The 12,198-nt window shown below is 47.3% G+C and carries 10 protein-coding genes and 1 rRNA gene; 8 read left to right on the forward strand and 3 right to left on the reverse strand.

Going from position 1 to position 12,198, the window contains the following annotated elements:
* The first annotated feature begins 72 nt into the window (after positions 1 to 72).
* Positions 73 to 855 carry a DUF2993 domain-containing protein gene (locus V6C93_RS12335; protein ID WP_333476959.1) on the forward strand — a complete coding sequence of 261 codons (783 nt, stop codon included), beginning with the start codon at positions 73 to 75 and terminating at the stop codon, positions 853 to 855.
* 137 nt (positions 856 to 992) lie between these two features.
* On the opposite strand, the gene V6C93_RS12340 is transcribed toward V6C93_RS12335, so the two are convergent.
* Entirely contained in the window at positions 993 to 1,670 is a 678-nt protein-coding gene (locus V6C93_RS12340) for a response regulator transcription factor (RefSeq protein ID WP_333476960.1), read from the reverse strand.
* A 327-nt stretch (positions 1,671 to 1,997) separates the two neighbouring features.
* Between V6C93_RS12340 and V6C93_RS12345 the strand changes: the two genes are divergently transcribed.
* From V6C93_RS12345 to V6C93_RS12355, 3 genes are all read left to right on the forward strand, one after another.
* Positions 1,998 to 2,348 (forward strand): hypothetical protein, encoded by a 351-nt coding sequence (locus V6C93_RS12345; protein ID WP_333476961.1) that lies wholly within the window; start codon positions 1,998 to 2,000, stop codon positions 2,346 to 2,348.
* A gap of 86 nt (positions 2,349 to 2,434) precedes the next feature.
* The gene (locus V6C93_RS12350; protein WP_333476962.1) at positions 2,435 to 3,949 is read left to right on the forward strand and encodes an AAA family ATPase; all 1,515 of its coding nucleotides are present in this window, start codon (positions 2,435 to 2,437) and stop codon (positions 3,947 to 3,949) included.
* Between the two features lie 149 nt (positions 3,950 to 4,098).
* Positions 4,099 to 4,452 carry a DUF1257 domain-containing protein gene (locus V6C93_RS12355; protein ID WP_015185215.1) on the forward strand — a complete coding sequence of 118 codons (354 nt, stop codon included), beginning with the start codon at positions 4,099 to 4,101 and terminating at the stop codon, positions 4,450 to 4,452.
* Between the two features lie 210 nt (positions 4,453 to 4,662).
* On the opposite strand, the gene V6C93_RS12360 is transcribed toward V6C93_RS12355, so the two are convergent.
* The gene (locus V6C93_RS12360; protein ID WP_333476963.1) at positions 4,663 to 6,108 is read right to left on the reverse strand and encodes an N-acetylmuramoyl-L-alanine amidase; all 1,446 of its coding nucleotides are present in this window, start codon (positions 6,106 to 6,108) and stop codon (positions 4,663 to 4,665) included.
* Between the two features lie 263 nt (positions 6,109 to 6,371).
* On the opposite strand from V6C93_RS12360, the gene V6C93_RS12365 reads away from it, so the two are divergent.
* The 4 genes from V6C93_RS12365 to V6C93_RS12380 all read left to right on the forward strand — a co-directional run bounded on the left by V6C93_RS12365 (position 6,372) and on the right by V6C93_RS12380 (position 11,899).
* Positions 6,372 to 7,715 carry an FAD-binding oxidoreductase gene (locus V6C93_RS12365; RefSeq protein WP_333476964.1) on the forward strand — a complete coding sequence of 448 codons (1,344 nt, stop codon included), beginning with the start codon at positions 6,372 to 6,374 and terminating at the stop codon, positions 7,713 to 7,715.
* Positions 7,716 to 7,966: 251 nt separating this feature from the next.
* Entirely contained in the window at positions 7,967 to 9,394 is a 1,428-nt protein-coding gene (locus V6C93_RS12370) for a (Fe-S)-binding protein (protein ID WP_333476965.1), read from the forward strand.
* Positions 9,395 to 9,758: 364 nt separating this feature from the next.
* Entirely contained in the window at positions 9,759 to 10,343 is a 585-nt protein-coding gene (locus tag V6C93_RS12375; RefSeq protein WP_333476966.1) for a TerB family tellurite resistance protein, read from the forward strand.
* Between the two features lie 248 nt (positions 10,344 to 10,591).
* Positions 10,592 to 11,899, forward strand: coding sequence for an NF041680 family putative transposase (locus tag V6C93_RS12380; protein WP_333476968.1), 1,308 nt, complete (start codon positions 10,592 to 10,594; stop codon positions 11,897 to 11,899).
* A gap of 202 nt (positions 11,900 to 12,101) precedes the next feature.
* On the opposite strand, the gene rrf is transcribed toward V6C93_RS12380, so the two are convergent.
* A 5S ribosomal RNA gene (gene rrf, locus V6C93_RS38935) occupies positions 12,102 to 12,198 on the reverse strand; the annotation flags it as partial.

A 12,198-nucleotide genomic window follows, 5' to 3' on the forward strand; every position in this document is an offset into this window, starting at 1 on the left:
ATGAATCAATGTGTCAGGAACACAAGTATCACAAAAGCTTCTGACATCTTAGACAAAATCGGTAAAAAACTCGTGAAGAAAACTTTTTTCTCTAAGCCCTATTTATTTGGAGGTGCTATGGACGTTGAAACACCAGATACTGTGAAGTCCCAAAGAAGCCGGATAATCAGCAAAGTATTATCACCAGCAGTACAGTTGTGGTTGCGATCGCAAGTGGAGCAAGTTGAAACACTAAAATTCAAGATTATTGGGGCTGATCGCCAAATCCTCTCTGGTCACATCCCTACAGTCTCTGTCACAGCAAGTCGTGTGGTATATCAAGGACTACATCTTAGTCAAATTGAGCTGGAAGGCACTGGTATTCGCGTCAACCTGGGTCAGGTGATCAAAGGCAAGCCCTTGCGCCTTCTCAAACCCGTACCCGTAGCTGGTCAGCTACTACTTTTTACCAGTGATCTTCTCGCCTCTCTTCAGGCACCTTTATTATCTACAGCTGTAACCGAATTTCTGATCACATTACTCAACTCCAATGGAATCAGCCATTCACTTGACCCCTTACAAGAGCAACAAATCAGCTGGCAACACATTGATATTGAAGAGGGTCAACTAACCCTCTTGGGCACACTTACAGACGCGACCCTACAGATAACGCCCATCGTCATTCGTGCTGGCTTGCATTTGGCAACACCTCAAGTACTGAAACTCAACCCTCTACAAATTCAGATCTCACAAACATTACCACCCTTGGTTTTAGATGGCTTCCAGGTAGATTTAGGTTCAGAGGTGAATCTTGAGGAACTTGCTTTAACTTCTGGACAGATGCTGTGTCGTGGACGCCTGACAGTGCTTCCCTAAGCGCAGTTCAACAGCTCCGTTTGAACAAAGGCTTAATCTGGCAATAAAACTGGGACAAATACCACAAACTTTTAGCGAAAAATGCCAAATTTCCAATAGCTAATCAAGCCTAATGCAATCACCCCATTGACTTGATATTAGACCAAGCCCGATCGCAGTGCCACAACGGCTACCTGAACTCGGTCATCAACCGCTAGTTTGTTCATAATCCCTCGAACATGAGTCTTAACTGTATTGGCACTCAGGTAGAGTTTCGTCGCAATCTCGGGATTACTGTAGCCTTCGACAATTAGTTTTAAGACTTCTAGTTCTCGCTGCGATAAATTGGCGATATTGCCGGTGGGAGAAGGCGGGGTGAGATGTTGAAGGACTTGACGACCAATCTGAGGGTCTAGATAAGTGGCTCCTTCAGCCGCTGCTGCGATCGCCTTGAGCAATCGATCTACACTGGCTCCTTTAATGCAATAGGCATCCGCACCACTAGAAAGCGATGCAATAACTTCCTGTTCAGTGGTATGGGAAGTTAGCATTACGACTCTGATGTGGGGCAGGGCTGCCTTGATTTGCTGAGTAGCGGCAATGCCATCTAAACGCGGCAGACCAATATCCATCACGATGAGATCGGGATTCAATCTCTTTGCCGCTTCGACGCCCATGTAGCCGTCTTCTGCTTGTCCCACAATAGTGATTTGTGGATGAGCTGTTAATGACTGCTCTAAACCCAATTGCATCATTGGGTCATCTTCTACAATCAAAACCCGCAAAGATTTTGATTCGGTGGGCAAATCTATAGATGGCGGAGTTTCAGATGGCATGGTTGGCGCTTACGGCAATCCAGTCGAACCTTACAGTATTGTATCTAAATCCACCAGACGGCTTGCGCGATACTCGGTTACCCTTTCCCTTTACTATCTTCACTCCCTTCAATGGGTTCCTGCCCACCCTTATAATCCCCAGACTGGGGTTTTTGGGGTCGCGAAAGGCTTTACCTTCAATCCCTTTATTCATCCACCCGAGTCCCACATCTACTTAATGGTCAAGAAATGTAACAATTATGCCGTCATGCTGGTTTTATGTCTTGACAGCGCCTGAATAACCCGATAAGCTTGCATAGCATACCCGGGTAAAACGATTGAAATTATATGCAAGACAAGCAGAAGGTTACGTTGTATCTCCCACCAGGACTCCATCGCCAGCTGAAAATTAGAGCAGCTGTTGACGCCGATTCCATGTCGGCAATGGTAGAAAAAGCAATCGTTTTCTACCTGCGCCACCCGGAAGTGGTAGACGAGGTCGAAGCATCCTACGGGAAAACCCATCGGGTATATGCCTGTCCTGAATGCTCTAGCTCCGTAGTTATCACACAAGGAGAACTGGTTTCCCTGAAAAATCAGCCCCATATTCTGGCAGAAGATATTTCAGTGGAAAAGGTACGAGAAGAAGTAGGTTCCCCTACAGGCGCTCAGGGAGAAGAGGAATTAGTTCCTTGTTAATGCTTGCTAGCTCAAGAGCCGATTGTGTTGCTTTTTTGATGATGCTTGAGCAGTGGTTGCGCCGTCTCTAAACTAGGTCGATAGTCATGCAAGAAGAGATCAGTATACTCATTCAAGCTCAATATCCTCTAATCTACCTCGTGACTTCTGAGGAAGAGCGGACAGAACGAGTGATAGCCAAGATTGCTCAAGAAGCAAAATCACCCCAACGGCGTGTTTTTATCTGGACTGTCACCCACGGAATTGTTGAGTATGGTCAATCACGGCACATCACCCAGCACAACACTGTCTCTCCGGAAGCAGCAATCCAATGGGTTATTCAGCAGAAAGAAGCCGGTATATATATCTTTAAAGACTTACATCCCTTTATTGATTCGCCAGCAACAACCCGATGGCTACGAGATGCGATCGCTAGCTTCAAGGGTACGCAGAAAGCCATTATTCTGATGTCCCCCTTGCAGCAGGTTCCTATTGAGCTGGAAAAAGAAGTAGTTGTTATTGACTACCCATTACCCGACCTCTCAGAACTGAACCAAGTCCTGTCTCATCAGCTAGAGCAAAACCGAACTCGTCGCCCTGCGACCGACACCCGAGAAAAGCTTCTGAGAGCCGCATTAGGCTTAACTCATGATGAAGCAGAAAAGGTGTATCGCAAAGCTTACGTCAAGTCGGGTCGTCTCACTGAAGGCGAAGTTGATATTGTCCTTTCCGAGAAAAAGCAACTAATCCGCCGGAATGGAATTTTAGAGTATATTGAAGAAGATGAGACCATCGATTCGATTGGAGGCTTAGAAGAGCTAAAGCGATGGCTGAAGCAGCGCTCCAATGCCTTTACCGAACGGGCGAGAGAATATGGCTTACCCCAACCGAAAGGGATGTTAATTTTAGGGGTTCCTGGATGTGGTAAGTCTCTGATTGCCAAAACTACATCTCGTCTTTGGGGTCTGCCACTACTGCGCCTAGATATGGGTCGCGTGTACGATGGGTCGATGGTAGGTCGCTCAGAAGCTAACCTACGCAACGCCCTCAAAACGGCAGAATCAATTTCTCCAGCTATACTGTTCATTGATGAGTTAGATAAGTCCTTCGCTGGCAGCAGCGGGTCGTCTGATTCCGATGGGGGTACCTCAAGCCGCATTTTCGGTTCCTTCCTCACCTGGATGCAAGAGAAAACCTCACCCGTTTTCGTGATGGCAACAGCGAACCGAGTTGAGCGTCTACCAGGAGAATTCCTCCGTAAAGGTCGTTTTGATGAAATCTTCTTCGTCGATTTACCGACAGCGGAAGAGCGGCAGCAAATTTTTAGCATTCACCTAAGTAAGCGGCGTCGAGAAATTGCGCGCTTTGATCTGGATCAGTTGGCTAAGGTTTCCGAGGGATTCTCTGGAGCAGAAATTGAGCAAGCTATAATCGCTGCCATGTATGAGGCATTTGCTCAAGACAGAGAATTTACCCAACTGGATATCATTGCCGCCATCAAAGCAACTCTACCGCTTTCCAAGACAATGACCGAGCAGGTAACAGCCCTGAGGGACTGGGCTAGGCAGCGCGCGCGACCTGCGGCGTCCTCCGTTGCTGAATATCAGCGAATGGAGTTTTAAAAGCTTTCTCCTGCTCCCAACAGGAGGAAAGGCTAGCAATTTATTCGCTAGCAGTTTGACAAAAAGGCCGCACAAGTTCGAGCGGCTCCAATGCAAAAGCAAAACGCTACGTTGTCGTTTCTCTACTATCTCTACTGGAGGAAATCCCAATGTCTCACTTTAGCACTCTGCGCACCAAGATCACCGACGCTGAAATCCTGAAAGCTTCTCTCCGTGACCTGGGCATCTCTGTTAAGACGGAAGCTGATGTTCGTGGCTACAACGGTCAGCGCGTCCGGTCTGACATCGTTGCTGTTCTCGAAGGCGAGTATGACCTCGGTTGGTCTCGCAACAGTGATGGTTCCTTTGATCTGATTGCTGACCTCTGGGGTGTTGCTAAAAAGCACAACCAAACCGAGCTGATCAACTCGATCAATCAGAAGTACGCCGTCAACAAGACCTTGGCAGAAGTCAAGCAGCGCGGCTTGCAGAATGCAAACGTTAAGTTGGTTCTGCAAAAATAGTCAGTCCGTCTAGGCGTTCCCAAGCTCACGGGTTGACCAATGACAGGTTAGCCCGTTTTCTCTACCTGCTAACTCAGTAGGCACAGAACACTTTAAGAAAATAATTTACACCAGAGAGCTTGTCTAAATCGCCAGTTTCTTATCTAAAATTCTTTAAACCTCCTCTGAATTGAGGAGGTTTTGTGTTGAAGTTAGCTTATAACCTGGGTTCTAATAATTTTGGCGAAGGTACAAGAGAATTCCCCGTGCGATCGCCTCTGCCATTTGGCGCTGATAAGCTGGGGATGCCAGTCTAGAGGCATCCCCAGCTCCCGTTACATAACCCACTTCCACTAAGGTGGCGGGCATCGAATTATTTCTAAGGACGTAAAATCTCGCTTGCCGTACCCCTCTGTCTGACGTACTTAGGCTTTGTAAAATACTATAGTGAATCGCTTGAGCCAAACGCTGACTAGAGAAGTAATAGGTTTCTATTCCATTCACATCAGGACGGCGTAAACTAATCGAATTAGCGTGGATGCTTACAAAAGCAGATGCACCTACCTGTCTGGCAATTTGAACTCGTCCCTCTAGACTAATAAAGCGATCGTCTGAGCGCGTCATCACGACCTGAATACCCTGTTGTTGCAAGCTCGCCGCGACTTGTAGGGAAATCGCTAAGATAATATCTTTCTCGCGCAATCCGCCAATCCCGATCGCTCCCGCGTCTTTACCACCGTGTCCTGGGTCAATCACCACAACAGTACGACCGTATGGCACGCGAGAGAAGGAGTCAGGCGTCGTTGTCCGGATAGGTGGTCGTACAGGAGGAATGGAGCCAGTGGGAGGGAATACGGCTCTTGTCTGTCGCAGTTGTAGCGCTAAAAGTTGGTCAGTGAGTTGATTGAGCTCTCCAATCTGAGTCCCTCGACTAGGCTTGACCAAAATGGCTACTGTGCGGCGGTCTTGCTGCCGGACGAGTATCTGGGAAATAGCACTTCTGGCATCGAGTTGAGGCCCCCTAAGTTGCCCAGCCAGTTGAGCATTCGGAATAAGAATCTGATAAGTATTGGCTCTGGCGTTCCAACGGCTGGTTGCCCTGACCCTCTGGTCAGCCCGAATGACCAATTGAGTCCCCTCATTGACCAGTTCAATAGCCTCAATGATGGCGAGACGGTTGGCAGACGTTGCGGTGTCCAATGGTGGAATTGAGGGAGTAGAAGCGCGTGGTGGGGATATTACCGCGACAGGTTGAGACGTTGTTCTGGGCGTTGTCGTAATTCGCTCAGGTGTGGGTAATTGCACCGACCACTGACTGGGGGAAAGAGCTTGAAACAGTACTTGTCGGGGGTCGATGGTATAACCTGGTGCTAACTCTACGACGATGCGAGTCATCTGGGAATTATATTGCCCGACTCGAACTTCCCGAATTGCCCCAGCGATTGGCTGATTCAGCGTTGGGCGTCCCAGGGTTGTACCCGGTAAATCAATAATTAAACGCGTGGGGTTGGCATACAGTTGAGCTTTGGGTTGAACACTATCGTCTGTTGTAAATACCAGTTGATTTTGATTAGAGTCAAAACGCCACATGAGAAGTTTTGCGGCTTCAGCAGGAGATGAAACGAGAAAAATGCTTGACAAACTGGGAAGTAGCAGTAGCCACTGAAATTTCATCATGATTGCTCCGGTTGCCAACGTTTGCTTCACCAGGGTAGATAAGAAGCACAGAGAGCTAGACTCCCTCAGCTAGTTGGTATAGTCTGCTTGATCGCTCCTCTTCCATTTATAGATACTGGTGCGACATTACGATACAAGGAGGAATAGGTCGCTACCTTTTTATGCAAATTTCATGCAGGGTTATGAGCATTATTGACAAAAAGGTGACAAAAATTAAATTGGAACGCTGGGAGTGACAGCCTAGATTAGGACTAATCAGAAGCATGAATGCGATCGCAAAGCGGGACGCAGCCGCGTCCATCGCCCAAGAACTTGAATCTATTGTTACAGAGTCTGCCCTCTTTAACTGGGAACAGTTGCCAGTAACCTGGCAAGAGCAGCTGAACAGAGCAAGCTCATCAGAGGATTTCCCCAGTTGTATTGTTTATCCCAATACAACTGAAGAACTTAAGCAGGTCATGGCCTGTGCTTACAGGAACGGTTGGAGCGTCCTCCCCTGCGGGAGTGGTAGCAAATTAGGCTGGGGTGGACTGGGCAAGGATGTTGACCTCGTTATCAGTACCGAACGTCTGAACCGGGTGATTGAACATGCGGTGGGTGATTTGACGGTTACCGTAGAAGCTGGCGTTAAGTTAGCTGATTTGCAAAACCTGCTCCTCAAGGAGGGTCAATTTCTTCCCCTCGACCCTGCCTATCCTCAACAGGCTACTTTGGGTGGAATTATTGCCACAGCAGATAGCGGTTCTTGGCGTCAGCGCTATGGTGGGGTTCGGGATATGTTGCTGGGGATTTCCTTTGTCCGCAGTGATGGGCAACTCGCTAAAGCCGGGGGTCGGGTGGTGAAAAATGTGGCGGGTTATGACTTGATGAAGCTGTTCACAGGGTCTTATGGCACGTTGGGTATCTTGACAGAAGTAACATTTCGTGTATATCCAATGCCCCTAGCATCGGGGACTGTTGTGTTAACGGGTGATGGAGATGCGATCGCATCAGCCACAAAAACCTTACTCGCATCTGCGCTAACACCTACAGCTGTCGAGCTGCTTTCTACCCAGCTTGTCACTCAACTGGGTTTGGGTCAAGGCATGGGCTTAATGATGCGTTTCCAAAGCGTGAAAGAGAGTGTCAACGAACAGTCTTCTCGGATACTTGAAGTTGGGCAAAAGCTAGGTTTAGGAGGCACTCGATATACTGATGCAGACGAAGCGAGTCTATGGAAATCATTACCCGAACAAATCTGGGCGACACCCCAACAGCCAACAATTACTTGCAAAATAGGAGTATTACCGACTGCGGCTGTCACAAGTTTGGCTCACCTAGATACCCTAACGTCTCCAGCAGGATTTGGGTTAATTCATGCTGGGAGTGGATTGGGGCTATTGCGGCTTAATCCTGAGGTTGCGACGCCTCAGAAAATTATGCAATTACGACGTTATTGTGAATCTCAACGTGGTTTTCTGACTGTTTTGGAGGCACCGAATTCTTTGAAGCAACAGCTGGATGTCTGGGGTTACGGCGGCAACGCATTGAATGTTATGCGAGGAATTAAACAGCAATTTGACCCCAAAAATCTTTTAAGTCCTCAGCGGTTTGTGGGAGGAATTTAGATTGAAAAGGTGCCAGACATCAGAATACAGGAGTCAGGAGTCAGAATACAGAAGTCAGAAAGGGGAATTATAGCAGTCGCCAAGGTGATTAGGACAAATATCCCCAAGCGAATTGTCAATCTCTGCTTTTGAAATGTCCTAACCGTTGTGACGGTTGCTATAAATCAAATTTTGAATTCTAGATTCTGAATTCTTCTGTGAAAAAATCCTACCAGGGCAGACAAAACCATCCATTAAAAAATACATAAAATATGCAGACTTCATCTACCACACCTAACACTAATTTGCCAGATGCAGACTCGCTACGGGGGGATTCACCGAAATCTCTACAGGAAAATCCGATTGATGCTCAACCCTCTCCTGGAATTCCAACTCCTGGTTTTGATGCCTACCATCCCCCAGAGCAAAAGCTGCTAGATACTTGTGTTCACTGTGGGTTTTGCCTTTCTACCTGTCCGAGTTATCGGGTAATTGGTAAGGAGATGGATTCTCCGAGGGGTCGAATTTATCTGATGAATGCGATCAATCATGGTGAGGCTCCCCTTGCTGAAGGTACGGTACAACATTTTGATAGTTGCCTGGGGTGTCTCGCTTGTGTAACTACTTGTCCTTCTGGGGTTCAGTATGACAAGTTGATCGCGGCGACTCGTCCTCAAGTTGAGCGAAACTACCCGCGTAGTTTAAGCGATCGCATTTTTAGAGCGCTCCTGTTTAATATATTCCCCTACCCTGCACGCCTGCGTCTCTTGCTGCCGTTTCTTTATCTGTATCAGAAATCGGGATTGCAGAAACTTGTTCGCGCTACAGGTTTGCTGAAGAAATTATTCCCCCGCTTGGCGGCAATGGAGTCGAATTTGCCACAAATTACCCCAGATGCGTTCCGAGATAATCTACCAGATGTTGTCCCAGCGCAAGGGGAGAAGCGCTATCAAGTCGGTGTGATTTTGGGTTGTGTGCAGCGGGTGTTATTCTCGCCTGTGAATGCAGCAACGGTGCGCGTCTTAACGGCTAATGGCTGTGAAGTGGTGATTCCGAAAACTCAAGGGTGTTGTGCTGCACTGCCGGAACATCAGGGACAACGCGAACAATCCCAAGCGTTAGCACGACAGATGATTGATAGTTTTGAGGGTACAGGCGTTGATTTTGTGATTATCAATGCGGCGGGTTGTGGTCATACTCTCAAGGAATACGGTCATATTTTAGAAGATGACCCAGAGTATCGGGAAAAAGCTAAAGCATTCGTGGCTAAGGTAAAGGATGCTCAGGAATTTTTGGCGCAAGTGGGACTGACGGCGAAGCTTTCACCTGTTACTGATGAACCGCTAACGATGGTTTATCAAGATGCTTGTCACTTATTACATGGGCAAAAAATTAGCGTGCAACCTCGGCAGTTGTTGCGGCAAATTCCTAATGTGAAGTTGCGGGAACCTTTAGATGCGGCTTTGTGTTGTGGTAGTGCTGGGGTTTACAACATGCTGCAACCGGACGTGGCGGATGAGTTGGGACAGCAAAAGGTTGAGAATTTGCTAAATACGGGGGCGGAGTTGATTGCTTCAGCTAATCCGGGTTGTTCGTTGCAAATTAAGAAGCATTTGGGGTTGAAGGGGAAGGAGGTTACTTTGATGCATCCGATGGAGTTGTTGGATTATTCGATTCGCGGGGTGAAGTTGCAGAAGTAGAGATTGCCCTCACCCCCCAGCCCCCTCTCCCAATGTTGGGAGAGGAGGAGTTAGATAGTAATGGTAGGTTGAGTGATCGCATCGCTGCATTTTTGCATAAATGTCGTAGATATTGGGGATGTTGGAGGATGTAATCGCACCACCCGTAAAATCCTCCAACTAGCAAGTGCACTAAAGCGATGGTATGGAACATTATTCTTTGTTATCACAATAATTCAGATAACTCCTCTAAGACTGACGCAACTCAAATACTGACCTACTCTTTGGCAAATTTGAGGGTTAACTTGGGAACTATGTATTAGAGCTATACTTGCTTTCCTCAGTTATGGTCTCCCTTACATCCAGAATTTCCCAGAGGGTAAAGATGTCTGACTCAAGCACAACAGTTAGTGAACAACTAGACTACCCATTTCTATTGGTCACACACATGGTCTGTGCTGATCAGCAGATTCATTCTGAAGAGTCGAAAGCTCTGCGCGAATTGGCAGATCAAGTCAGGATAGGACAAGGAAGCCTTGATGAGGTAGAGAAAATCCTCGCTCAAGACGAACAGCATCTCTCTGTGGAAGATGTAGCTCGTAAGATACTGCCAGGTCAGCAGAGCGAGGCAATGCGGCAAATCCTGGCGCTGGCGTACATTGACGGTTTCTTTTCACCGTTGGAACGCGAGATGATTGAGCAGGTGGCGCGGATTTGGCAGTGGTCTGCGGGGGAGATAGAACAGCTTATTCAAGAAGCAGAAGGCTTCACGGCTAACCGCTCTGTCAACAATGACAAAAAGCAAGCAGAACTGTCTGTCGGTGCCCGTTTGTTAAGGGGAGCTCAGTCTGTGTTGTCTCGCGAACTGGTCACCAAGTTGGTAGAGATTGCTCCTGAAAATTTCGGACGCAACATTAAGCACTGGAGTTTAGACTACGATGGCAAAGAGCGCCGAGTAGAGAAGCAGTAATGACAGCTAAAAAATTAGTTAAGTTCGCGAGTGCTGCTCGCGAATAAAAGTCAGCGCTATGAAACTGACATGAAATAATACAGACTTAAGATCAAGTTAGGATGATTGCCCAGGACAAAAACTCTCTTTGCGTCTCCCCGGTGCTGTGTCTCCGTGTCTAGCTTAAATACGGGCGTTCAACCTGATGGTATAAGTCATGGAAAGGGGAGAAAATGACAATTAACCAAAATCAGTCATTTCTCCCCTGCATGAACTATAAACAACTTCAGAAATTTCGCCAACAAGTTTACGAGTTACTCAACTTCGCACAGGATGCCACCTTTGAGTTGATGGATGCGGTACTGACAACACGCAATGTCTATAGCCTAGCTGACTTTTCTTTAAGTCCCTTTTTTCGACGGAAGTGGCCCAGCATATATGAAGCTTTACAAGACTGTAGACCCAATCGCAACAAGTTAATGCGCCTGTATATGAAACAGATACCAGCGCAGGAGCCCCCCGTTTTAGCCGTAGATCATACAGCTTGGACAAGACTTCATTCACCAACACTGCAAGACCGTACTTACTCTCATCAACCGAGTGCGATGGCTTGCAACAAACCGATTAGTGTCGGTCAAGGATACAGTACCATAGCTTGGATACCCGAACAATCAGGAAGTTGGGCATTACCGTTGAGACATGAGCGGATTAGCAGTTGGGAGAATCCAATTAGCAAAGCGGTTTGGCAAATCAAACAAGTTTGTAAGCATCTGCCACTACGCCCTATGATTTTGCTAGATAGTGAATATGGCAATGCTTCCTTGCTCAATCAAACCGACGAGATAGAAGCCGACTTTTTGATGAGGATTCGTTCTAATCGTTGTTTATATTCAGCACCTCCTGCCTATACAGGTAAGGGACGACCGAGGAAGCATGGTCAAAAATTTAAGCTCAACGACTCTTCAACCTGGTGGGAAGCCACTCAAATGGTTGAAGTGGAAGACTCCAAGTTAGGACGGCTTCGAGTCCGGATGTGGCAAGACCTACATTTTTCCGGCAGTGCAACTCATGCCATGCAATTAATTTTAGTCGAGCGTATTCTACCGGAGGAATCACGCTCAAAGTCTCAACCTTTATGGTTGGTGTGGGTAGGAGAGAAAATGCCTCCCCTTAGTGGGATTTGGCCACAATATTTGCGTCGCTTTGCTGTTGACCACTGGTATCGTTTTCTCAAGCAACGATTACATTGGACAGTTCCTCAACTTAGTACTCCTCAACAAGGTGAAAGATGGAGTGATTTAATGCCTATCTTGAGTTGGCAGTTATGGTTAGCTAGAGATTTGGTGGCACAGCACCATCTTCCTTGGCAAAAACCTCTCTCCAATTTAACTCCTGGGCGGGTGGCTCAGTCAATCGCATTACTTTTACCCCAGATTGGCACACCGACAGTCTCTCCCAAACCCCGTGGAAAGTCTCCGGGCTGGCAATCTGGGAACAAACGTACTAAAAAAACTCGTTATCCCGTGGTGAAAAAAGGGAAAACACCACACAAAAAACGGACTAAACCAGCCGCTTAATCTCTATTTTTTTTCTGAATGTTCTTCTTGCTCAGCTTTTGGCTATCGCTGAGTTAATTTGTCGTAGTCTAAACTCCAGTAATGACTAAGATGGCTCGTTCGTACCTAGTATGCTAATCCGCTTTAGGGTATCGACTATTTCAGATAAAACCAAAGCCGCCTCTGGTTGATATCCAGAGGCGACTTTGGTTTGTGATTCAAGACCTGGCACCGAGCTATTGTCCCCGAGGGTTACCCCGAGAGTATCTTCGCCGCTGCAACGTTTCACCTCCGAGTTCGGGATGGGTACGGTGTGGTTC

The organism is Allocoleopsis sp., from assembly GCF_036703385.1.
GTDB lineage: Bacteria > Cyanobacteriota > Cyanobacteriia > Cyanobacteriales > Coleofasciculaceae > Allocoleopsis.

What these genes read in the sequence shown, in the direction of transcription:
- V6C93_RS12350 (WP_333476962.1), top strand. Translation starts at nt 2,435, where the DNA reads ATGCAAGAAGAGATCAGTATACTCATTCAAGCTCAATATCCTCTAATC.
- V6C93_RS12340 (WP_333476960.1), bottom strand. Translation starts at nt 1,670, where the DNA reads ATGCCATCTGAAACTCCGCCATCTATAGATTTGCCCACCGAATCAAAA.
- V6C93_RS12380 (WP_333476968.1), top strand. Translation starts at nt 10,592, where the DNA reads ATGAACTATAAACAACTTCAGAAATTTCGCCAACAAGTTTACGAGTTA.
- V6C93_RS12345 (WP_333476961.1), top strand. Translation starts at nt 1,998, where the DNA reads ATGCAAGACAAGCAGAAGGTTACGTTGTATCTCCCACCAGGACTCCAT.
- V6C93_RS12360 (WP_333476963.1), bottom strand. Translation starts at nt 6,108, where the DNA reads ATGATGAAATTTCAGTGGCTACTGCTACTTCCCAGTTTGTCAAGCATT.
- V6C93_RS12370 (WP_333476965.1), top strand. Translation starts at nt 7,967, where the DNA reads ATGCAGACTTCATCTACCACACCTAACACTAATTTGCCAGATGCAGAC.
- V6C93_RS12375 (WP_333476966.1), top strand. Translation starts at nt 9,759, where the DNA reads ATGTCTGACTCAAGCACAACAGTTAGTGAACAACTAGACTACCCATTT.
- V6C93_RS12355 (WP_015185215.1), top strand. Translation starts at nt 4,099, where the DNA reads ATGTCTCACTTTAGCACTCTGCGCACCAAGATCACCGACGCTGAAATC.
- V6C93_RS12365 (WP_333476964.1), top strand. Translation starts at nt 6,372, where the DNA reads ATGAATGCGATCGCAAAGCGGGACGCAGCCGCGTCCATCGCCCAAGAA.